The organism is Pseudomonas gessardii, from assembly GCF_001983165.1.
GTDB lineage: Bacteria > Pseudomonadota > Gammaproteobacteria > Pseudomonadales > Pseudomonadaceae > Aquipseudomonas > Aquipseudomonas gessardii.
This window is the reverse complement of sequence record NZ_MNPU01000004.1, coordinates 21,671-42,389: the sequence shown is the minus strand read 5'-3', so window position 1 is coordinate 42,389 and position 20,719 is coordinate 21,671. Positions and strand designations below refer to the sequence as shown.

Sequence of the window (20,719 nt, the reverse complement as noted above, 5' to 3'; positions counted from 1 at the left end):
ATGTTGCGTCGTATCGCTTTGCTTGCTTTTGCCGTGCTGCTGGGCGGATGCCAGACCCATCAGGTCAACCACGACTTTGACGCCAGCCGCGACTTTGCCGCCTACCGCAGCTGGGCCTGGAAAGATCCGGCGTTGCAGTACCGCCCCGACGATCCACGGATCAAGAGCGACCTGACCGAACAGCGCATCCGCCAGGCAGTGGCCGACCAGCTCGACCAACGCGGCCTGCGCCCGGCAGCCCCCGGGGCCAAGGCTGATGTGAACGTGCAGGCCTACCTGATCGTCGAAGACCGCCAGCAACAAGTCACCACCAACTACGGCGGCGCCTGGGGCGGCCCGTGGAATGGCTATTGGGGCGCGCCGATGTACAACGAAACCCGCAACGTTACCTACAAGGTCGCCACCCTCCAGATCGACCTGCTCGACGGCAAGGACGGCAAGCTGGTGTGGCGCGGCAGCGACGAACAGATGATGAGCAGCTCGCCCAACCCACAGGACCGCAGCGCCGCGATCCGCGCGACGGTGACCAAGGTGCTGTCCAACTACCCGCCACGGTAAGTGGCACGCTGCGATGCGGGTGCTGCGGTGCAACAGGTACACCGAGGCGATCCCATCGCAGCCTCGCTGGGGCTCGACAGCTCCCACATTTGATCGGTGTTCCTTGAGACAAATTTACAGGTGCCGCCGCTCCCTTGTGGGAGCTGTCGAGCCCCGGCGAGGCTGCGATGGGATCGCCTCGGTACACCCGATACCCCGAGATGCCCGCATCGCAGCTACAGGTGTTGCGTGTGCCCTTGGGCTTCCCGCCAGTCGCCAAACTGGCAACTTGCCAGCGCCCCCTGCAAGCCTTGTCTACACTGCTGTTCACTACAGGAGAGTAAGCGCTCGGCAGTTCGCCGGCAAAGGAGTGCTCGATGTCTCCCCGACTTCGTTCTGGCCAGCGTGGCGCAATCGGCCTGGTATTCGCCAGCACTCTGGCATTGGCCCTGGTGTTTCTATTGCTGGTGGTCGATAGCGGCCGCCTGTACCTGGAAAAACGCAAGCTGCAGGCCATTGCCGACACCGCCGCCCTGGAAGCCGCCAACCGTGGCGGGCAGTGTTCCGGCAGCACCACGGCCGTCGATTACGCCAAGCAGAATGCCACCCGCAACGGCTTCACCGTCGTCGCCAGCGACAGCTCCCGCGCACTGGCGGTGACTTGCGGGACGTTGCTGACCAATGCCCTCAACATCCGTGTCTTTACTGTCGATGCCACCAAGAACGAAGCCATCCGCGTTGTCGCTACCCACACGATCACGACCGGTATCGCCAACGGGGTGTGGAGGTTGTTCAGTGGGACGTATAACGCTAATACGACCTTGAGTGCGACGGCGGTGGCGGCGTTGGCGACCCCAGTGGCCGCACTCACAATCCGCAGCACCGCCGTGGTTGTGGACTCAGCCAGCAAGGCTTCTGTTCTCAACGCTTTGTTCGGCGGGTTGTTGGGCGGTGGACTGAACCTGTCGGTGGCCGGGTGGAATGGTTTGATTAATACCAATATCTCTCTGCTGAATTATCTGGATCGACTAAAGCTTGATCTGGGGCTGACGGCGGTTGGTTATACAGAAGTTCTTGGCAATACCCTCGGTGTCGGCCAGTTAATTCAAAGTGCGATCAATGTATTGGATCCCACTAACACCCTGACCACGGATGTAACGATTGTCGGCTTGAAAGCGCTCAAGACGGCAGCGGGTACTACTCAAGTGGTATTGGGCGATATTCTGCAGATTGCGAGTGGCACTGATGTGGCGTCTCTGGCAGTGAACATGCGGGTGTTTGATCTGATCGAAGGTTTTGTGCAACTGGCCAACAAGAAAAACGGCCTGTTGGCAAGTGTCCCGATTGACTTGCCTGGAGTGGCGCAAATCACCGCTACGGTTCAGGTTTTACAGCCGCCTCAATTATCTGCTGTTGGCAATCCAGCCAAAGCTGTAGCAGCAGGACATAATCCTGAAACCGGTCCGAATCGCATCTATGTGCGCACGTCTCAACTACGAGTTCTGCTCTCGGTCAACTTGCCCGTACTGAACACGGTCCTAGATTTGGTGAACGGTGTGACCGGATTGGCGGGCCCTCTGGCAAACACGGTGGGAGCGCTGCTACAGCTTGATATTGTGGGCGCGATCAATGCGCTGACATGTGGTTTGGGTGCACTGTGTACTTCACCCAACCTGCAGATTCTGCCTCCGCCTGTCCATGTGGATATTGCGGTAGAGGCTGCCAGCGCCAGTAGTTGGGTAACTGCCTACAGCTGCGCAAGCCCTACCAATAAAAGCCTGACAACCAGCACCAATACCTCGCTGGTCAATCTGAAACTGGGTCAAGTTGACGGCTTATCCAGCATTTTCGGCAGTAGTCAAGCTCCGCCCCAGATGGTTGTGAAACCCTTGAAGATTGTTGATATCGGTACTGAGTCATGCCGCCGCTTTCTGATATTCAATGACTGCAATGCCCGTATTCCCTCTGTAGGAGGTGGTATTGGGTTATCTGCCAATATCGATGTCGGAGGGAGTAAAAACCTTGCGCATACTTACCTCTCTCCCGATTTGCCGGAAATTTCGCAGCAACCGTTTTATTACGCTTACACCACCAGCAATATCGTTAGTGGGCTCACGGACCCTGCCAAGGGAGCAGCAGCGGGGCTTGTTCTAAATATGTATGGCCCGCAGCCCGGAAACGAAAATTTGCTAGGCAATCTTATTGGTGGTCTTGGAACCACGCTCAATAGCGTCACTTCCCTGCTGATCAGTACGATCAAAACCACACTGACACCGTTACTGGACTCGCTGATAAACACCCTCTTACTGGCCTTAGGCGTCGATCTAAATAAAGTGGATGTAGGCGCCAACCTGAGCTGCCAATCTGGCCACGCCTACCTTGTAATCTAACCCCCACCCACCACCGGCAATTCCACACAAAACCGCGCCCCATGCTCACTGTTGACGACGCTCAGGCGTCCGCCCATGTTTTCCACAATGCCGTAGCTCACCGACAGCCCCAGCCCGGTGCCGACGCCAATCGGTTTGGTGGTAAAGAACGGCTCGAAAATCCGCTCCAGCAAGCGCGCGTCTATGCCGCCGCCGTTGTCTTCGACCCAGATGCGTATGTGGCGGCTGTCGTGTTCGCTGTACAGCGCGATCCATGGGCGCAAGTCGTGGTTTTTTTCGTGCCGCGCCATCAGCGCGTCACGGGCGTTGACCACCAGGTTGATCAGCACCTGTTCCAGTTGATCGACATGGCCGTTGACCTGCACGTGCCCGTCCATGGGGGTGATGCGCAGGTCCACGCCTTTGCCGCGCAGGCCTTCGCCGAGCAGTGACTGGGTGCCTTCCACCGCCTGGGCCGGGTCGAAAGGTTGTTGCTCGACCTCCGAGCGGCGGCCGAACACGCGCATATGGTCCACCACCCTGGCCGCGCGCTGGACCTGGGCGTCGAGGCGCTGGAGTTTTTCGGTCAGGTAGTCGATCTGCACGTTGCCGTTGCCCAGGCGCTTGAGCATATTGACGATGGCCATGCGCATCACGTTCAGCGGCTGGTTGATCTCATGGGCCAGGCCGGTGGCCATCTCGCCCAGGGTGGCCATTTTGGCACTTTGGGTCAGTTGTTGTTGGGAGCGGCGCACTTCGGTGTTGTCGCGGCCCACGGCCTGGATTTCCTGCAACTGGCCGTGCTCGTCGAATACGCCACGGTCGGACCAGACCCACCATGCATGTGCGCGCCCCGGCAGTTGCAGGCTGATCTCAGCCGTACTGACCGGGAATTCCGGGCTCAACTGGCCGATGCGTTTTACAAAGGCACTGCGTTGCTCCTCCGATAACCAGTGGCCCAGGTTGATCCCCGGCAGTTGTGCCGGCGTGCATTCCAGGTAGTTGGCCAGGGGCGTGTTGCCGAAGGTCAGGGTCAGGTCCGGGCGATAGCGGCAGATCATCGCCGGTGAGTCTTCGACGAGGAGGCGGTAGCGCTCTTCGCTGTCCTTGATCTGTTGCGCCGCCAGGGTCGCTTCGGTGACGTCCAGCCACAGGCCGACGGCTTCCACCGGTTGGCCGAGGTCGTCGCGCAAAAGCTTGGCTTCGTCCAGCAACCAGTGGTAATTGCCCTGGCGATCGTGCACACGGTAGCGACTGCGCACGCTGCCTTCGCGCAGCAATTGCCGGGTGCGCTCGAAGTACAGGTCGCGGTCTTCGGGGTGCACCCACTCCACGGAGGTGTCGTGGGTGCATTCGGCCAGGGTCCAGCCCAGCAGCGGCAGCAGGCTGTCGCTGAAGAAGGCCGGGTGCAGCGCACCGTTGACGTAGCGCTGCACGTAGATCACCGCCGGGGAGCTGGCGATCAGGTTGTCCAGCCGTGCATGGGCGGCGGCGGCCTGTAGTTGCTGGTTCTTGATGTCGCTGATATCGAGCATGAAACCGATCCAGCGCCGCTGCTCGCCGGCCCCCAGCACCTGGCCCTGGACCCGATACCAGATGGGGTTCTGCTTGGCGTCGCTGCGTTGCAGGCGCACGCTGGTCAACAAGGGCTTGCCCAGGGTCTGCAGGTCTTGCAGGCGGCTGTTGAGTTCCTGGCGGTCGGCGGGGTGGATCAGTTCCAGCCAGTTGGCCAGCACTTGTTGGGTCGGTGCATCTTCCGGGCTCAGGCTGCGCATCAGTTGCGGCGCCAGCAGAATCTCCTCGCCACTGGCCAGCAGTTCCCACCAGCCGGTCCCGAGCAGGCCTTGCAAGGCTTCTACCCGCTCCAGGTGCTGGTGATGACGCTGTTCGCGCAGGCGGCCGAGCAAGGGGGCGGCGAGGGCGGCGGCGAGGTTCAGCCAGTCACGCTCGCTGACGTCGGGGTGGCCGCTGTAGAACCCGCACAGCAACCAGGCGGCAACGCCCTGGCTATCGCGATAGGGCACCAGCAGGCCCTCGGCATTGCCAAACACGCTGTACAGGCGCGGGTGTTCGCTGCGGCCCTGGAGGGTTTTCAGGCTCAGCGCGGTGTTGCCGTTGAGGCTGTCCAGGCAGGTGCCGAGGCGTTGGCCCGGCTCCCATAATTGCGGCGCATCGTGGGCGCTGTAGCCGCTGTAGACCCGCCAGTCCTGGTCGTCGAGCAGGACCATCGCCACACAGGGAATGTGCCAGCGCTGGGCCAGGCTGTGCAGGTGCTCGCTGAACACGTGCGGCAGGCGCGTCAGGCTGCACACGCGCAGTTGCTCGCTCATCTGGCTGGCCAGTTGATGGTTCTGTTCGCGCTGCTGGGCCAATTGCCGGCCGTTCAGCAGGTCGCTGATATCCAGCAGGCGCAGGATCCAGTCATCGCCATCCGGCTCGATCCAGCCACGGGTATGCAAGATGTTGTCGCCGGCGCCTTGAAAGTCCAGGTCCAGGCTGTGGCGCTGCCAGTCGCCGGGGGTGCCTTCGATGCTCAGGGCGCCGGGCAGGCACAGCAGGTCGCGCAACAGCGGGTGGGGTTGGGCGCTGAGGTGGTAGGCCAGTTGTGGGTGCAACGCACGGCTGATCTGCAGCACATGGCCTTGCTGGTCCAGGCGCATGTGCAGGCCTGGGGGCGGCGGGTTGGCGGGCGTCTCCAGGGCGTGGACGCTGCTGCGGCCAAGCAGCCTGCCGAAGATTTTGTCACCGGAGTTCAAAATTGCAGGCTCGACTGGGCGTGCAGTGTGGTCGGCAGCCGGGGCACCGTGCCAATGCCCGGCAGCACAATAAACGGCAGGACGTTCTTCAGATTGGCCGAGGGGTAGTTGATCTCGACGGTCAGCACGCCCGCGGTGTAGGTCGGGTTGATATGGGCCGCCTGGAACTGGAAGGTTGCGGGGATCCACTGCAATTGGCTTTGTACGGTCTGGGTCGCCCGCTGGATGAGCGCGGTGTTGTAGTTGGGGGTGCTGGGGTCCAGTGCCACGCTGCGGCGCACGGCTTCGGCGGTGGCCTGGTTGAACGACTGCAATAGCAGCAGCGGCAGGCTGTAGCTGACCATGGCGTAGAACACGGCAAAAAAAATCACGAACACCGCAGCAAATTCGATAGCGACGGCGCCTTTTTGCTTGCTAGGGAGGCTGGTTTTCATCACTGCGACTACCCTGACGGTTACTACCTGATATCAGCATAGAATCAATCAGCAAAAAGGGACGGTTTTTACGTGATCCAAGGCCTTGTGGTGTTGGTCTGGTTGGGCGTGTGTACGGTGCAGGATATTCGCCAGCGGCAGATTGCCAATCGCCTGACCCTGGGCGCCGTGCTGCTGGCGTTGCTCTACCTGCTGTGGAGCGGCACGACATGGCTGGGGGCTTCCCGGGCTGAAGGGGTGTGGGCGGTTTTCCTGGCGCTGCTGTTGACGCTGCCCGGCTACGCCCTCGGGCGCCTGGGCGCCGCTGATGTGAAGTTGCTCGCGGCGTTGGCGCTGGCGTCGGATTCCACCTACCTGTTGTGGTCGCTGGTCGGCGCCGGCGTGGCGAATATGGCCTGGCTGGTCTATGGGCCGCGACTGTTGCCCCTTGCCAGTCAAGGCGTTAGAGCGCGCCTGGGCTATCTGGTGGTGGAGCCGTCAAGGAAACTGCCCTTTGCGCCGTTTCTGCTAGTGGGTTTTACCCTGGCCTGGTTGTGGCTCCATTAGTCGTGGGCGCTCTGTAGCGCTATATACATAGTCGGAAAGTACGTCTAAGTTTATTTACACAAGCAAGTAGGAAGGTTCTTCGGAACGGATAGGTCAATCTTTGGCTTGCCAGGCATGGAGTAGCGCGTGAACAAGCTTACGTCTGCAGTAAAAGTGCTCGTGGTCGACGATCAGCCGCTGATTGTGGAGGAGCTTTGCGAATTTCTTGAAAGCAGCGGTTATCGCTGTGTCCCGTGTGGTTCCAGCCAGCAGGCGGTGCAACGTTTCAGTGAAGACCCGCAGATCGGCCTGGTGCTGTGTGACCTGCATATGCCCGACATGGATGGTATCGAGCTGGTGCAGGCCTTGCAGAAAATCGCCGGCAAGCAGCGGGCCTTCGAGGCCATCATGTTGACCGGCCGGGCCGACAAGCAGGACGTGATCAAGGCCTTGCGCGTGGGCATCTCCGATTACTACCAGAAACCCATCAACCTCAATGAGTTGCTCGAAGGCCTGCAACGCCAGGAAGCCGCCCTGGCAGAGCGCCACAAGAACCTGCATCTGGGGAATTTGAACCAGAAGCTGCAATATCTTTCTGAATCCATCGACGACCTGTACCAGGACCTGGACAAGGTCCGTCGCGGCCCGACGCCGCCAGCCGAGGGCGAGGAGGCCGAGCGCCTGGAGGTGCCGGCGATCTTCAATCAGCTGTCCCCCCGGCAACTGGATGTTGCCCGGTTGGTCGGCAAGGGCCAGACCAACTACCAGATTGCCTGTGAGCTGGGGATTACCGAGAACACGGTCAAGCTGTACGTGTCCCAGGTGTTGCGCTTGACCCATATGCACAACCGTACCCAACTGGCGTTGGCGCTGTCGCCGAGCAACTCGGCCTTGCGCCAGCGGGTGACGGCGCACTGAAGCTTTGCGTACAGCCATGTGGGAGCGGGCTTGCCCGCGATAGCGGTATGTCAGTGACAGATTTGCTGGCTGACACGCCGCTATCGCGGGCAAGCCCGCTCCCACAGGTTCTCCAGTGCCGGGGCTTATTTGCTGTCGTCCGAGCTGGCGCCGTCCTCGTTGAATTTTTCGGGGATCGCGAACTTTTTGCTTTCCATCCAGCGTTGCATGGCCAGCTCGCGCTCGGCAGACGTTGCCCTTTGCACCGTGGGTGAGGCGGCTTGCCCGCTGACTTGCAGGCCCAGCCAGTGCTCGGTTTCCTGCTGGGCCTTGGACGAGGGCCCCGGCTCGATGGCCAGTACCGTCAGGGGCAGGGCCAGCAGCGTCAGGCTGGTGAGGTAATGGATTTTCATCAGCGGCTCCTTCAAGCGCTTATTTGATCAGTACGGGCGGGGCATCGCTGGCCGCCGCCACCTGGCCCTTGGTTTTGAGTTTCTCGGCCCGGGCCTGGGCCTCGGTGACCTGTTCGGGGCTCAGGCCCACCTGGCTGGCCAGTTGCGCGGCCTGCCCCCAGTTGTCCTGGTAGATCAACAGGGTCACCAGGTTGACGGCCGCCAGTTGATCGCTTTGCTTGAGCTCCATGGCCGTCATGAACTCAAAGCGTGCCTCTTCCAGGCGCCGTTGGTGGAGGTAGACCACCCCCAGGTCGTTGCGGATTTTTTCATCGGTGGGCGCCAGTTGCGCCGCCCGTTGCATATGGGCCAGGGCCTGGGCGTTGTCACCCTGGGCCGCCGCCAGTTGCCCCAGGCCGTGTTCCCCTTCGGCCGCCATGCAGGTGCCCAGCAGGCTGCGGTACAGCGGTTGCGCTTCACTGCGCCCGAGCAGGCGGTAGACCTTGGCCTTGCGCTGGCGCACTTGCGGCAAAGACTCCGGCAGGCTTTGCAGGTTGGCCAGGCTGGCGTGCATCTTCCCTTCGTTGGCCATGTCGTCGGCCAGGTTCAATGACAGCTCCTGTTCGGCGCTGGGCTTGGCGCAACTGCCCGGGGTCATCAGTGCCGCCCAGGGCGTCTGGCCGTTGCTGGCACAGCCGCCGAGCATCAGCAGGCCCAGGCCTGCAATCAGTGCTTTCATCGCGCGCTCCTCAAAAACTGCTCAGGGCCCGGGAGATCGCAATGAATGCCGGCCCCCCCAGCACAATCAATAAAGCGGGAAACAGGAAGACCATCATCACCACCGACATCTTGGCCGACATCTTCGAGATGAACTCCTGCAAACGGGTCAAGCGGCGGTCGTCGAGCAGTTGCTTGAGGGCCAGCAGCGACTTCATGGCGCCGCCGCCCTGCTGGATCAGTTGCTGGAGAATGATGCAGGTGTCGGTGAACTCGTCCACGGCCAGCAACCGGGCGGTCTTGCCCAGTTCCTCGCCCAGCTCCAGGCCCGAGTCGACCCGTGCCAGGATCAACCGCAGTTCCTGGGTCAGCGCCGGCAGCAGGCGCTGCGCTTCAACACTGAGCACGCGCAGAGACTGTTCAACCGCCATGCCCGACTCGAACAGGATGCGCAGCAGCGGGATAAAGGTCGACACCTCGCGGGAGATTTGCTGCTGGCGGGCCTTGGCCACGCTGGCGAGGACGCGCTTGGGGATCAGGTAGCCCACGCCCAGGCCGAGCAGGGGCGCGATCCACGGGGAGTCGGCATTGGGAAAGAGCAAGCTCTCGCCCACCAGGATCACGCCGGCCAGCACCAGCGGCACGCCAATCTGGCAGGCGGCGAAGATCGCGCGTTGATTGGCCTTGCGCCAGCCCACGCGGTTGAGCAGGACCTGGGTTTCGTTATCCATGTTCACCGAGCGCTGGGCCAACTGGCTGTTACCAAACTGGTTGAGCAGGGTGCCGAGGCGGTCGCCGCGCACCAACTGGCCTTGCAGGCGTTGGTTGACCAGGCGCAGGCGGCGGCGCTGGGTCAGCCACTGGCCGACGATCAGCACGAGCGCAGCCAGGAACAACAAGGCACTGATCAGCAAGACCATCTCAAATACTCCGCAACATGCGCCACATCGTCAGGCAGCCCAGCACCTGCATGGTCAGCGCGGCCAGCAGCATGTAGCGGCCGCTGTCGTCGTTCCACATGGTCAGCAGGTAGCCGGGGTTGATCAGCATGAAATACCCCACCATCGCAATCGGCATGCCGGCCAGCACAAACGCGGTGACCCGCGTCTCGCCGGTCATGGCGCGTAATTGCCGGGCGCCTTGTTCCCGTTCGCGGATGACCTTGATCAGGTTCTCCAGCAAGTCACTGGCGTTGCCGCCGTAGCGGTGGTTGACCTTCAGCCCCAGGGCAAGCATGCGCAACTCGTCCTGTTCGTAGAATTCGGCGAAGTCACTGGCGGCGTCGGGCAGGCTGACCCCCAATTGCACGTTGCGCTGGATGCGTGCCATGGCGGGCTTCAAGGGCTCTTCGGTGCTGTCGATGGCCCCCAGCAGGGCGTCGGCCAGGGTGCGCCCGGACTTCAGGCTGCGCACGGTATGGTCGAGCACTTGCGGCAACTGCTCGATCATCCGCTTGACCCGCCGCCGATAGCGCCAGGCGATGTACAGCCGCAGCAACAAGGGCGGCAGCAAGGCCATGGCGAACAGGCCGGCCCAGCTCCACACCAGGAACCCAAGGGCTGCGCCCAGCATCCAGCCGGTCAGCCACAGGCCCAGGCGGTCGGTGGGCTTGCCCAGGCCCGCGCGCTGGAACATGTGCTCCAGGCCGACCCAATGGCCGCGCTCTTCGGCCAACAATGGCTGGCCTTTGGCGAGCCGTTCCAGGACCCGGTCGGTTTGCGCCTGGTGCAGGCCACTGAGGAACAGGTGCACCGACACGCCAATCAGGATCACGCAGCTGAACATCAGGATGGCGCCGGTCATGGTGACGCTCCTATAACGGCAGGGCGGATTCGCGGCGCAGCTTTTCACCCGCCGGGTTGATGGCCTCGCGCAGGAAGCCGAAGCCGGTGCGCCGGTCATGGCGGAACAAGGTGTTGGTGACATACACGTCATCGCGTACCCCCACCACTTCCACCACTTCACTGACGCAACGCCGGCCATCGGGCAGGCGCGTCAACTGGATCACCACATCCAGCGCCGCGCAGATCATCTGGCGCAGGGTTTTCTCCGCGATCGCGCGGCCGGTCAGGCCCACCAGGGTTTCCAGGCGCAACAGCGCGTCCTGGGCATTGTTGGCGTGCACGGTACTCATGGAACCGTCGTGGCCAGTGTTCATGGCGGTCATCACATCCAGCACTTCCACACCGCGGATCTCGCCGAGGATGATGCGGTCCGGGCGCATCCGCAGGGCGTTGCGGATCAGGTCGCTGGCCTTCACCTCGCCGTGCCCTTCGGCATTGGGCGGGCGGGTTTCCAGGCGGACCACGTGGGGGTGGCCCAGTTGCAGTTCGGCGACGTCTTCGATGGTCACCAGGCGTTCATGGGGGTTGATCAACTGGCTGAGAATATTGAGCAGGGTGGTCTTGCCGGTGCCGGTGCCGCCGCTGATCAGGATATTGCAGCGCTTGCCCACCGCCTCCTGGAAAAACTCGAAGATCGATTGGTCGATGGTCTGCATCGCCACCAGGTCGCTGCTCTTGAGCATGTCTTTGCGAAACTTGCGAATCGACAGGCACGGGCCGTCGAGGGCAATCGGCGGGATGATCGCGTTGACCCGGCTGCCATCGGGCAGCCGGGCATCGACCATCGGCGATGACTCATCCAGGCGCCGGCCCAGCGGCGCGAGGATGCGTTGCATGACCCGCTCCACATGGTGGGCGTCGATAAAGCGCAGGTCGCTCTGGTGCAGCAGGCCGTCCCGTTCGACAAACACCCGGTGCGGGCCGTTGACCAGGATCTCGGTCACCGAGGGGTCGCGCAACAGCACTTCCAGCGGGCCGAAGCCGGTCAGCTCATCGACGATTTCCTCGGCCAGGCGCTCCATTTCATAGCGGGAAATCGCCAGGTGCATGCGCGTGATGTATTCGGACACCTTGTCGATGACAAATTGCGCCAGGGATTGGCGCGACCCCTCTAGCAGGTTTTTCCCCGACTCTTCGATGGCGTCGATGATGTAGCGGTGCAGCACCAGTTTCAGGCCGTCGTTATCCACGGCGCTACCCAGCCCGCGAGTGGGTGTGCCGAAGAGGTTTTCGCCGCTCATTTGGCGCTCCCCAACAGCCGCGTGAACCAGCGGGGGGAAGGTTTTTCCAGGCCCTCGGTACGTTTGGCCAGGCGTTCGCCGAGGGTCTTGAGGTGCTGCGTCAGGGGTTCTCGCGGCGCCAGGCTGAACAGGGTCTGCCCCTGGTTCTTGGCATTCAGGCGGACCTCGGCGCTGAGCGGCAACACCGCGATGGCTTCCAGGCCGAAGCTCTTTTCCAGGGCCTCGGTATCTGGCGCAGCACCTTTGAGGTAGCGGTCGACCAGCAACTTGGCATGATCAAGCTTCATGCCTTTTTCCCGCCACTGATTGAGCACCGCCAGGTTGCGCCGGCAGTCGAGGACGTTCTGGTCGGTGCACCACAGAAGTTTGTCGCAGTGACTGACGAAGGTGCGCAGGGCTTCGCTGTCGCGCTGGCCGGTGAGGTTCACTACGATGTGCTGGAAGTGCTGGCGCAAGGCACTGAGCAGCATGTACAGCTCGGCGGCACTGGTCATTTCCAGCGGCTCGTCGCCTTCGCTGTAGGCGAGGATGCGCAGGCCGCCGTCGGTGGCGGTAAAGGCGCTGTTGATCAGGGTGGTGTCCAGGCGGCGCAAATGGCGCAAGGCATCGCCAAAGTTGAACGCGCTTTCCAGGCCCAGCAGGGCCAGGCTGTCGCCCCGGGGCAAGCCCAGGTCCAGCAGCAGGGTTTGTTGGCCGCTCTTTTGCACCACCATGGCCAGGTGGCTGGCGAGCAGGGCGCCGTCGGCATTGCCCTGGGTGCCATACAACACGGTGAGGCCACCCAGGTGCGTGTTGTGGGCCACCGGTGGCAGGCGCTTGCTCAAGCGTCGCACCAGGCCGGCGACTTCACTGGAGCGTGAGCCATAGGCAACAAAATCCCGCGCCCCGGCGCGCATTGCGTTGAGCACCAGTTGGTTGTCCATACCGTCGCCCAGGGCAACGATCGCCAGCATCGGCTTGGCTTCCAGGGCCCCCTCGATCAAGGCGCTCTGGGCCACCACATGCTCACGGTCCAGGCCCACGAACACCAGGTTGGCGAAGGTCACGTCCACCAGGGCCAGTAGCTCATCGAGGCTGCCACCCCCGGCACTGACCACTTGGCCCAGGGGCGCCAGGGCGCCTTGCAGCCATTCCAGGTCGGTGGTGTTGCGGGTGATTGCCAGGAACGTCTGGCTCAGGTTATCGCTCATTGGGAAAGTCCTGTACGTCGGTCGAAGTTGCCGTTTTCCAGGAAGTACAGGCGATACCAGTTGGGGTCGTAGTTGCGCAGTTTTTCCCCGGGCAGGGAGGGCAGGCGGGCGTTGGCGGCCAGGGGTTGGACCAGGTGCGGGGTGACGATCATCAGCAGCTCTTTTTCCTCGCGGCTGACGTTGCTGTCGCGGAAAAACGCACCGAGGATCGGGATGTCGCCCAGGCCTGGAAACTTGCTGATGGTGGAACGGTTGTTATTGCTGATCAGGCCGCTGATCACAAAGCTTTCGCCATCGGCCAGGGACACCGTGGTGTCGGTGCGGCGCACAGTCAGGGCGGGCACCTGGATGCCTTCTACCTGCAGGGCGTTGGCGTAATCCAGTTCGCTGACTTCCGGTGCGACCTTGAGGGAAATCCGCGTGCGGTCGATCACGGTCGGGGTCAGGGTCAGGCGGATACCGAACTCTTTGTACTCGATGGAGATGGTGTTACTGCCGGTACTGGGCACCGGGATCGGCACTTCGCCGCCGGCGAGGAACGTCGCGCTGTGCCCGCTCATGGCAACCAGGCTTGGCCGCGCCAGGGTGTAGGCAAAGCCGCTGCGTTCCAGGGCATTGATCATCGCCGAAAAGCGCCCGCCGCCGATGCCGATATTAAAACTTTCGTTATCCAGGGGCAGGGCCCCCCCGGCTGTGCGCGGGCTGCCGAACAGGAAGTTGCGGGTGCCGCCAAAGATCGAGGTACTGGCCTCCTTGAGTTTGGTGCGGCTGACTTCGACAAAGCGGATATCGGTCTGCACCTGGCTGGGCAGGGACGGATCGTCGGACGGTGCCAGGGCCAGGCTGGTCAGGCTGGAATTGGCCTTGCCCTTGACGAACACCATGCTCTGGCGCGGGGCGCTGGAGCAGTGGGTCCAGACCATCAGGCTGGTGGCCCCGGAGGCAATGCCGGTGAGCAGGAAGCCACGATCACCGTTGAGGTGCACATCGGCGATTTTCGGGTCGCCGATGGCCAGGCGGGTAATCGCCACCGGCGATTGCAGGGTTTGTTGCAAACCTTCGCTGACCTCGACCACGGCCGGCAGGACGCCCAGGTTGCTGCAACTGTCCGGGGCGGCGAATGCCAGGCCAACCGGCAGGCCGGACAGCATCAGGGCCCAGGCCATGTGCGTGAACGCAGGTGCGAGACGATGGGGCATTCAAGGCATCCTTGTTCAATCAGGGATTTTGTTGGGTCGCTTGGTTGCCGCGTATGACCTCGATGCCGGCACGCCTGGATTCGTTGGCGCTCCCGGTTTGGGCGACTCTTTTGGGGGCGCCGGCCATGGCCAGTTGAGTGAACTGGTACAGCTCGCGATTGGCGCTTTGCAGCTTGGCGGGGGCCTCGTTATTGCCGGCCCAGTATTGGCTCAACAGCTGTTCATCGGCACTGCGTACGGCCAGGCGCAAGGCGCCGACACTGGTGGCCAGCATCAAGCGGCTCATCAACGGTTGCGGCACGGCCAGCACCACGGTCCGCGGCGGGCTTGCCTGGCGTTGGGCCTGGCGGGCTTTTTCTTCATCGGTGGAGGGCGGCGCAACGGCGGGCTTGCCATCGTTGGTCGGGCCGAGGTTATCGCCCACGCTGAGCAGGCGCAGGGCGGGCACGATGATCTGGGTCGAGGGCTCCGGGTTGGTGCCTTCCGGGCGCAGGAACAACAGCACATCCACATAATCCCCGGGGCTCAACTGGCCAGCCGCGCCGATGACTTCATCGACGGCCACCGCCAGGGCGCGTTCGTCAGGGCGGATCATCCGCGCCAGGGGGCCACCGGCATTGAAGCTGGCGTCATCCAGCCAGGTGCCGGCATGCAGGGTTCTCCACGGGGTGCGGCCAATGGCCTGGTCGAGGCGGGTCAAGCTGCCGGCCGGTGCCGTGCGCAGTTTTTCCAGGGCCAGGTCAGCGGCGGTGAGCGCCACATAGGGCGGCACATCACGTACCAGGACCACCACGGCTTGACGGGTCTGGTCCTCGACGGCAGTGACGGTTTTTTCCATGGAAACGCCGGATGGCGGTGGCTCGGCCGCCAGTTCAGGTGGACGACTCAGCACCAATCCCCAATAGCCTGCGAACAGCGCACCGATTAATAACAACCCAGCCAGGATCATGCTGACACGACTGTTCATGAAGGCTCTCCCTTTCCTGTTGCATCACAGGCCCGTTTTTCCCAACGAGTTGATTTCGCAACCAGGCAGCTATGAACATCTAACGATTTGGCTATTTGACGGTAGCCGAGCTAGGACAAAATGCCATTAGCGATCGTGATTTATTTTGAAACGTTCGACCTGCGTCCTTAAGCCCCGGGGTGATGACGCCAATGGTGCGACTACTACTTTGTGATTAATCCGTTCTTACAGTTGTTGAGGTGGGGTTTGTTGACAATGCTCTAGTGGCACGCAGCAATCACCGTGCAGCACCGCGATCTGCGCCAGCAGGCACCAAGGAGAAGTCATATGTTCCTTACCGTCATGATGAAGCTCTACGTCCAACTCCAACTGTTCTTTCAGCGCAAAGAGGGCGCCACGGCGATTGAGTACGTGATTCTGGTCGCGGTCATTGCGTTGGTTGTGCTGGCGGCGGGGAAACTGCTTGGGCCTCAGATCGCGGCCATGTTCGCTAAAGTCGGGGCAGCGTTGACCTGATCGGCCGTGGTACATCGAGCATGCCCATCAGTGATTGTCGTGGAAGGTATTGCTCATGAACGCCGTTGCCGCGAGCCGCCAGCAAATCCTGCTGGTGGATGATGAAGAGGATGCCCTCGTTGAACTGGCCGAGTCGCTGGAGAACGAGGGCTTTGTTTGTTTCTGCGCCACCTCCGTCACCTTTGCCTTGCAGGAACTGACCCTGCACCCGGATATCGCGCTGGTCATCACTGACCTGCGCATGCCGGAAGAAAGTGGCATCTCCCTGATCAAGCGCCTGCGTGAACATACCTCGCGCCAACACCTCCCGGTCATTGTCATGTCCGGCCATGCCGAAATGGATGACGTCAGCGACATGTTGCGACTGCAGGTTTTGGACCTGTTTCGCAAACCCATTTACCTGACACGCCTGATCGAGACCCTGGAGACTCTGTTTCCCCGGCGCAGGGAACAGATGAACACGCCATTGCGCCATCGTTGATCATTACGTATCGAGGAGAGGTCCCATGTTGTTTGCCCTGCTGTTGAAGTTGCATGTGCGGTTCATGCTGTTCCTGCACCGCAAGGACGGTGCGACCGCCATCGAGTATGTGATTCTGATTGCGGTCATTGCGCTGGTGGTGCTGGCGGCCGGGAAGTTGCTGGGGCCGCAGATCACCACGTTCTTTGGCAAGGTGGGGGATGCCCTGACCTGAGTGCGCAGCGGTATTTCCTGTGGGCTTGCTCCAGATAGCGGTGCGTCAGTCGCCGAATAGATTGACTGACACACCGCAATCGCGGGCAAGCCCGCTCCCACACTACAACTGATAGCTGAAGCTCAACGTATACCGCGGCCGCCGGTTAAAACTGTCCAATGCCATATCCGACATCGGCTTGGCCGCCTCCAGTGCAATGTTGTAGTACTTGGCATCGCCAAACCGCAGGCCGACCGCCGCAGAGGACAGGTCGCTGCCCTTCACCGGCAGGTCGTTGAACCAGGTCCTGGCACGGTCGAGCACGATGTAGGGCTGGACGATCCTGACCCAGTCGCCCGCACGGTTGTAGCTGTAGTTGACCTCGTAGGCCACGCCCCAGCCCTTGTCGCCCGAGCCCTGGTCATCGGGGTAGCCCCGCCCGAAATTCTGCCCGCCAAACACCGCCCGTTCGCTGTCGGGCAGGGTGTCGTCGCTCCAGTACAGCGCCGCCGACAGCACGCCTTGCCAGTTGTCGAAGAACTTGTCGCTCTGTACCCCGGACAGGCGCAGGCGCAAGAAGTCCAGGTCGGATTTTATCCCCTCGAAGTCACTGCGCGTATTGGCGCCCAGGCCGTCGATGCCCTGGTACAGGCCGGCGCTGAGGATGCGCAGCTGGCGCTGGTCGGCCTTGCGCCAATCGCCTTCAAAGGCCAGGGCACGCAGGTCGGTTTCCACGTCGAAGCGTTGCGGGTAACCCACCAGTTGATAGCGGGTCTTGTCGTTGACCCCGTAAAAGCGTGTGCCGAGGGTCAGGGACTCGCCGGGCGAGGCGATCAGCGGATGGCTCAGGCCGATGGAGAAGCGGTCGTTCTCGCGGTGCGGCTTGAGTGAAAAGCCGCCGTCCAGGCGGATGTGGGTACTCGGGTCGCTGCGATAACGCGCGCCATACAGGCTCAGTTGCGTGCCTTCGGCATTGATGAACTGGCTGTAGTCGAGCCGGTAGTAATGCTCTTTGTCTTCACCCGGCGGGAACAGGCCGCTGAGGCTCAGTTGTTCGCCCATCGCGGTCTGGGAATTGCTGGTGCCGGCGATCAGGGCTTGCAGGCCGCCACGGCTGTTGTCGGTCATGCTCATGCTGCTGGTAAAGGGTTTGCGGCTGGCCTGGATATTCATATGGGCGCCGCCATCGGTCGTGCCCGGTGGCGGTACTTGTGCTTGCAGGGTCACGCCGGGAATCCGTCCCATCAAGGTGGTGTAGCGCTCGAAGGTCTTGCGGGTCAGCGGGCGTTCGGCCTGGAGTTTTTGCGCCAGCTTGTCGATGTAGGCCGAGACCGGACCGATGTCGCCCTGCACCTGGTAGTCCTTGATATACCCCTCCACCAAGACCACGCGCACCAGGCCCTGTTCAAAGCGCTGGTCGGGCAGGAAGGCGTAGGACAACAGGTAGCCATCCTGCTGATAGCGACGGGTGATGCTGCGGGTGGCTTCGATCAGCTGGGCGAGGTTGGTTTCGTGGCCAATCAACGGCTCGAACACCTGGGCGACGTCCTTTAGCGGGTACACCGTGCCGCCTTCGATCTGCAGCTTGCCGATGGTGACCCTGGTGTCCATCAGCAACGGTTGCGCTTGTGCGGCTGGGGGCTGCGGCAATTGGGTCTGGGGCGTCACCGGGCGGTAGGCGTCGGCGGGCAGGTTGGGGACGGGGAGGTTGCGGATGGTGTCGTTGCTGTTGAGGAAGCTGGGTAGGGTCTCGGCCTGGACGTAAGCGCTGAGGGTGAGCAATAACAACGGCGTCAAAACGCGCATAGGACACTCCATGGTCAAAACTGCAGCGGCATTTCGCAGGGGCCCGCCGGGTTCTTGGACGCGGTTGGGGAGCACCCATAAAAAAGACGAGAGTCCCATTGGAATCTCTCGTCTCAACCAAGCGTAGGCGCTGTAGGGGAGGCCGTCTAATGGGCCAGGTGTAATTCTTCTATTGGCCGGTCAGGCCGCCGAGCAGGCCTGTGGTACTGGTGGTGCCACCGGTGACTGCGCCGCCCAGCGAGGTGACCACCCCGCCCACGGTGTTGACGGTTTGCCCCAGGGTGTTGGTGATGGGGCTGGTGTTGGTGGCGGTGATGCTGGTGCCGAGGCTGCTGACCGCCCCGCCTACTTGAGTCACCAGGCCGTCGACCGGTGTACCGATGCCGGTGGTGGTGCCGGTATCCAGGCCGCTGCCGATGTTGGTCACTACGCCACCCACCAGTTCCGGCAGGCCGGAAGTCGGGCTGGTACCGGCAGAGGGCGACACCAGGCCGCCGGAAGTGCCCGCCACTGTGCCTGTACCGCCGAGTACACTGCTTACGACGCCGGTGACAGGGTTGCCAGTACCGCCGGCGTCAGCCACTTGCCCACTGAGGCTGGTGACGGTTGAGCCGACTTGATCCAGCAGGCCATTGAGCGGGGTGCCCAGGCCGGTGGCTGTGCCGAGGTTGCCTGTGGTGTTTTCAACCAGCGAGACCACCGGCACCAGGACGTTGCCGCCCAGGGTGCTGGTGACCGATCCCAGGGGGCCAGTGGTGCTGGCAGTACTCAAGGTATCGCCGAGCATGGTGACGGTTTGGCCCACCCCGTCGACCACGCCACCGACAGTGCCGCCGACACCCCCGGCCAGCCCGCCGACGACCGGGATGCCACCCAAGGTGGTGGACAGGGATTGGCCCGTGGTCGAAACACCGGCGCCCAGATCGGCGACCGCGTTGCCCACGCCGGCCACGGTAATGCCCAGGGAGTTGCTGTTGGTGCCCAGGGAGCCGAGGCCATCGGTCAGGCCATCACTGACGCTGCCAACGGCGGTGCCCACGCTGGTCACCAGCCCGCCGGCGGTGACGCCGACCACTGGAACGCCGCCAACGGTTGTGCCGATACCACCAATGGCGGTGCCTACGTTGCCGAGGGTATCGCCCAGGTTGGCGGCAATCTGGCCAGTGACCAAGGGGGTGGTGGTCGAGCCAGTACCACCATCACCACCACCGGTTCCGCCACCCGTGCCGCCGCCAGTACCACCACCGGTTCCGCCGCCCGTGCCGCCACCGGTACCACCGCCGGTTCCGCCACCCGTGCCGCCACCGGTACCACCGCCGGTTCCGCCACCGTCGCCACCACCAGTACCACCACCGGTGCCGGCGCCGGCATCCGGGGAGGAGGAAGCAACGCTGCTCTTATGACCGCCACCACCACTGCTGCAGCCTCCCAGGCTCATTGCCAGGATAAGGGCCAATGCAGTACTTGCCTTCCACAACACGACTTGAGTTTTCATGATGAGTTCCTTAGCACCTGGTACAGCCTTTGTTGGTTTCGCACGTTCGTCTGTTCTGCGGCAGGCAATACATGCGTCCGTTGTGGCTATAACAGTCTTCGGGACTCTTTATCGCAACGCTCAACTTGGTATTAACGATTTATATACTGGCGTGGGTATGCGTCTTGGTGATTAATACCAAAGGTATATAAAGTGGTTTTTTGTTTGTGGGAGTGTGATGTAAATCAACTAGTTGAATAAATTAGCGGGCTATCAAGAGCCCGCTATAACTTAGGGTGTATATATACAATTAATCAGCGAGTCGCCTCTGTTTCAGGCAATGGGTTGCCACTTGCCGAGCATATGTTCGATATCGCCAGGCCCCTTGAGTTGCAACTCGCCGCTGGAGCCGGGCGCACTGGTCAACAAGATGACCTCCCCAGGCAGGCGCACAGGTTTCTTGAACTCAACGTAGATCTCGATATTCGCCGCCGGCAGATGTTCATCCAGGGCTGCCACGGTGCGTGCCTTGTTCCACAGCCCATGGGCGATCGCCTGGGGAAAACCGAACAGCTTGGCGGTGAGGGCGCTCAAGTGGATCGGGTTGTAGTCGCCGGATACCCGAGCGTAGCGCCGGCCGATATCGGACGGTGCCTGCCAGCGGCTCAGCTCGCTGACCCTATTGGGCGTGGGCAGGGATTCTGGCGCCAGGCCTTCGAGTTTCACCCCGCGACAAAGCATTTGGCTTTCGCCCTCCCATAGCAAACCCAGGGAATCCTCGACGGTGGTGATCAGGTCAAAGGTCGCGCCCTTGGCATGGGCTTGCAGGTTGCGCGTATGCACACTGACCCGCACATCACTGACCCCGCCCATAGGGCGAAACACGCGGATACGGTTGCTTAAATGCACCAGCCCCAGCAGCGGGAAGGGGAATTCTCGCGCGGTCAGCAACTGCAACTGCAGGCCGAACGCCAGGATGTGCGGGTAAGTCGCCGGCAGCACCGGGCTCTGGGCAAACCCGCAGACCTTGCGGTAGGCCGCCACCGCCTCGGGATTGACCTGCACCCGGCAGTGCAGCCCAGAGTCGGGCAACGTGGTGCCGGTGATCTTGCGCTTGAGCGCGGCGCGCCAGTACAGCGGTGGCAGCGCCGGGCTGCCGGGTAAGGTGTGCCACAGCATGG

General features: G+C 62.3%; 20 protein-coding genes. 7 read left to right on the top strand and 13 right to left on the bottom strand.

Annotated features, from left to right (window positions below; genetic code table 11):
- Both BLL38_RS04620 and BLL38_RS04615 read left to right on the top strand, forming a co-directional pair.
- Window positions 1-558 (top strand): DUF4136 domain-containing protein, encoded by a 558-nt coding sequence (locus BLL38_RS04620; protein ID WP_076961484.1) that lies wholly within the window; start codon window positions 1-3, stop codon window positions 556-558.
- A 356-nt stretch (window positions 559-914) separates the two neighbouring features.
- Entirely contained in the window at window positions 915-2,927 is a 2,013-nt protein-coding gene (locus tag BLL38_RS04615) for a pilus assembly protein TadG-related protein (protein ID WP_076961483.1), read from the top strand.
- On the opposite strand, the gene BLL38_RS04610 is transcribed toward BLL38_RS04615, so the two are convergent.
- Window positions 2,924-5,662 carry a PAS domain-containing sensor histidine kinase gene (locus BLL38_RS04610; RefSeq protein ID WP_076961482.1) on the bottom strand — a complete coding sequence of 913 codons (2,739 nt, stop codon included), beginning with the start codon at window positions 5,660-5,662 and terminating at the stop codon, window positions 2,924-2,926. The genes BLL38_RS04615 and BLL38_RS04610 overlap by 4 nt on opposite strands.
- Entirely contained in the window at window positions 5,659-6,096 is a 438-nt protein-coding gene (locus BLL38_RS04605) for a TadE/TadG family type IV pilus assembly protein (protein WP_076961481.1), read from the bottom strand. Before BLL38_RS04605 ends, BLL38_RS04610 begins: the two co-directional genes overlap by 4 nt.
- A gap of 72 nt (window positions 6,097-6,168) precedes the next feature.
- On the opposite strand from BLL38_RS04605, the gene BLL38_RS04600 reads away from it, so the two are divergent.
- Together BLL38_RS04600 and BLL38_RS04595 are read left to right on the top strand one after the other, a co-directional pair.
- Window positions 6,169-6,642 (top strand): prepilin peptidase, encoded by a 474-nt coding sequence (locus BLL38_RS04600; RefSeq protein ID WP_076961480.1) that lies wholly within the window; start codon window positions 6,169-6,171, stop codon window positions 6,640-6,642.
- A gap of 126 nt (window positions 6,643-6,768) precedes the next feature.
- Complete coding sequence (locus BLL38_RS04595; protein WP_076961479.1) at window positions 6,769-7,539, top strand: response regulator transcription factor; 771 nt, start codon at window positions 6,769-6,771, stop codon at window positions 7,537-7,539.
- A gap of 125 nt (window positions 7,540-7,664) precedes the next feature.
- On the opposite strand, the gene BLL38_RS04590 is transcribed toward BLL38_RS04595, so the two are convergent.
- Genes BLL38_RS04590 through cpaB form a run of 8 tightly spaced genes read right to left on the bottom strand, consistent with a single transcriptional unit; the run spans window position 7,665 to window position 15,068 of the window.
- Window positions 7,665-7,931: a DUF3613 domain-containing protein gene (locus tag BLL38_RS04590; RefSeq protein WP_076961478.1), complete on the bottom strand. Its 267-nt coding sequence runs from the start codon at window positions 7,929-7,931 to the stop codon at window positions 7,665-7,667.
- A 19-nt stretch (window positions 7,932-7,950) separates the two neighbouring features.
- Window positions 7,951-8,649 (bottom strand): tetratricopeptide repeat protein, encoded by a 699-nt coding sequence (locus BLL38_RS04585; protein WP_076961477.1) that lies wholly within the window; start codon window positions 8,647-8,649, stop codon window positions 7,951-7,953.
- Between the two features lie 10 nt (window positions 8,650-8,659).
- On the bottom strand, window positions 8,660-9,547 hold the full coding sequence (locus BLL38_RS04580; RefSeq protein ID WP_076961476.1) for a type II secretion system F family protein: 888 nt from the start codon (window positions 9,545-9,547) through the stop codon (window positions 8,660-8,662).
- Between the two features lies 1 nt (window position 9,548).
- Window positions 9,549-10,430 (bottom strand): type II secretion system F family protein, encoded by an 882-nt coding sequence (locus BLL38_RS04575; protein WP_076961475.1) that lies wholly within the window; start codon window positions 10,428-10,430, stop codon window positions 9,549-9,551.
- A 10-nt stretch (window positions 10,431-10,440) separates the two neighbouring features.
- Window positions 10,441-11,712 (bottom strand): TadA family conjugal transfer-associated ATPase, encoded by a 1,272-nt coding sequence (locus tag BLL38_RS04570; protein WP_076961474.1) that lies wholly within the window; start codon window positions 11,710-11,712, stop codon window positions 10,441-10,443.
- The gene (locus tag BLL38_RS04565) at window positions 11,709-12,902 is read right to left on the bottom strand and encodes a CpaE/TadZ family protein (protein WP_076961473.1); all 1,194 of its coding nucleotides are present in this window, start codon (window positions 12,900-12,902) and stop codon (window positions 11,709-11,711) included. Before BLL38_RS04565 ends, BLL38_RS04570 begins: the two co-directional genes overlap by 4 nt.
- A complete protein-coding gene (locus tag BLL38_RS04560; RefSeq protein ID WP_076961472.1) occupies window positions 12,899-14,101 on the bottom strand; it encodes a type II and III secretion system protein family protein in 1,203 nt (400 codons plus the stop codon). The genes BLL38_RS04565 and BLL38_RS04560 overlap by 4 nt, the downstream gene beginning before the upstream one ends.
- Window positions 14,102-14,120: 19 nt before the next feature.
- Window positions 14,121-15,068, bottom strand: a complete 948-nt coding sequence (gene cpaB, locus BLL38_RS04555; RefSeq protein ID WP_076961471.1) for a Flp pilus assembly protein CpaB — start codon at window positions 15,066-15,068, stop codon at window positions 14,121-14,123.
- A 327-nt stretch (window positions 15,069-15,395) separates the two neighbouring features.
- Here cpaB and BLL38_RS04550 point away from each other — a divergent pair, with 327 nt between their 5' ends.
- Genes BLL38_RS04550 through BLL38_RS04540 form a run of 3 tightly spaced genes read left to right on the top strand, consistent with a single transcriptional unit; the run spans window position 15,396 to window position 16,279 of the window.
- Entirely contained in the window at window positions 15,396-15,584 is a 189-nt protein-coding gene (locus BLL38_RS04550; protein WP_076961470.1) for a Flp family type IVb pilin, read from the top strand.
- 55 nt (window positions 15,585-15,639) lie between these two features.
- Window positions 15,640-16,065 (top strand): response regulator, encoded by a 426-nt coding sequence (locus BLL38_RS04545; protein ID WP_076961469.1) that lies wholly within the window; start codon window positions 15,640-15,642, stop codon window positions 16,063-16,065.
- A gap of 25 nt (window positions 16,066-16,090) precedes the next feature.
- The gene (locus BLL38_RS04540) at window positions 16,091-16,279 is read left to right on the top strand and encodes a Flp family type IVb pilin (protein ID WP_076961468.1); all 189 of its coding nucleotides are present in this window, start codon (window positions 16,091-16,093) and stop codon (window positions 16,277-16,279) included.
- 102 nt (window positions 16,280-16,381) lie between these two features.
- Here BLL38_RS04540 and BLL38_RS04535 read toward each other — a convergent pair whose 3' ends face one another.
- The 3 genes from BLL38_RS04535 to BLL38_RS04525 all read right to left on the bottom strand — a co-directional run bounded on the left by BLL38_RS04535 (window position 16,382) and on the right by BLL38_RS04525 (window position 20,717).
- Window positions 16,382-18,064: a ShlB/FhaC/HecB family hemolysin secretion/activation protein gene (locus BLL38_RS04535; protein WP_076961467.1), complete on the bottom strand. Its 1,683-nt coding sequence runs from the start codon at window positions 18,062-18,064 to the stop codon at window positions 16,382-16,384.
- Between the two features lie 169 nt (window positions 18,065-18,233).
- A complete protein-coding gene (locus BLL38_RS04530; RefSeq protein WP_076961466.1) occupies window positions 18,234-19,559 on the bottom strand; it encodes a collagen-like triple helix repeat-containing protein in 1,326 nt (441 codons plus the stop codon).
- A 312-nt stretch (window positions 19,560-19,871) separates the two neighbouring features.
- Window positions 19,872-20,717 (bottom strand): MaoC family dehydratase, encoded by an 846-nt coding sequence (locus tag BLL38_RS04525; protein ID WP_076961465.1) that lies wholly within the window; start codon window positions 20,715-20,717, stop codon window positions 19,872-19,874.
- Window positions 20,718-20,719 lie beyond the last annotated feature (2 nt).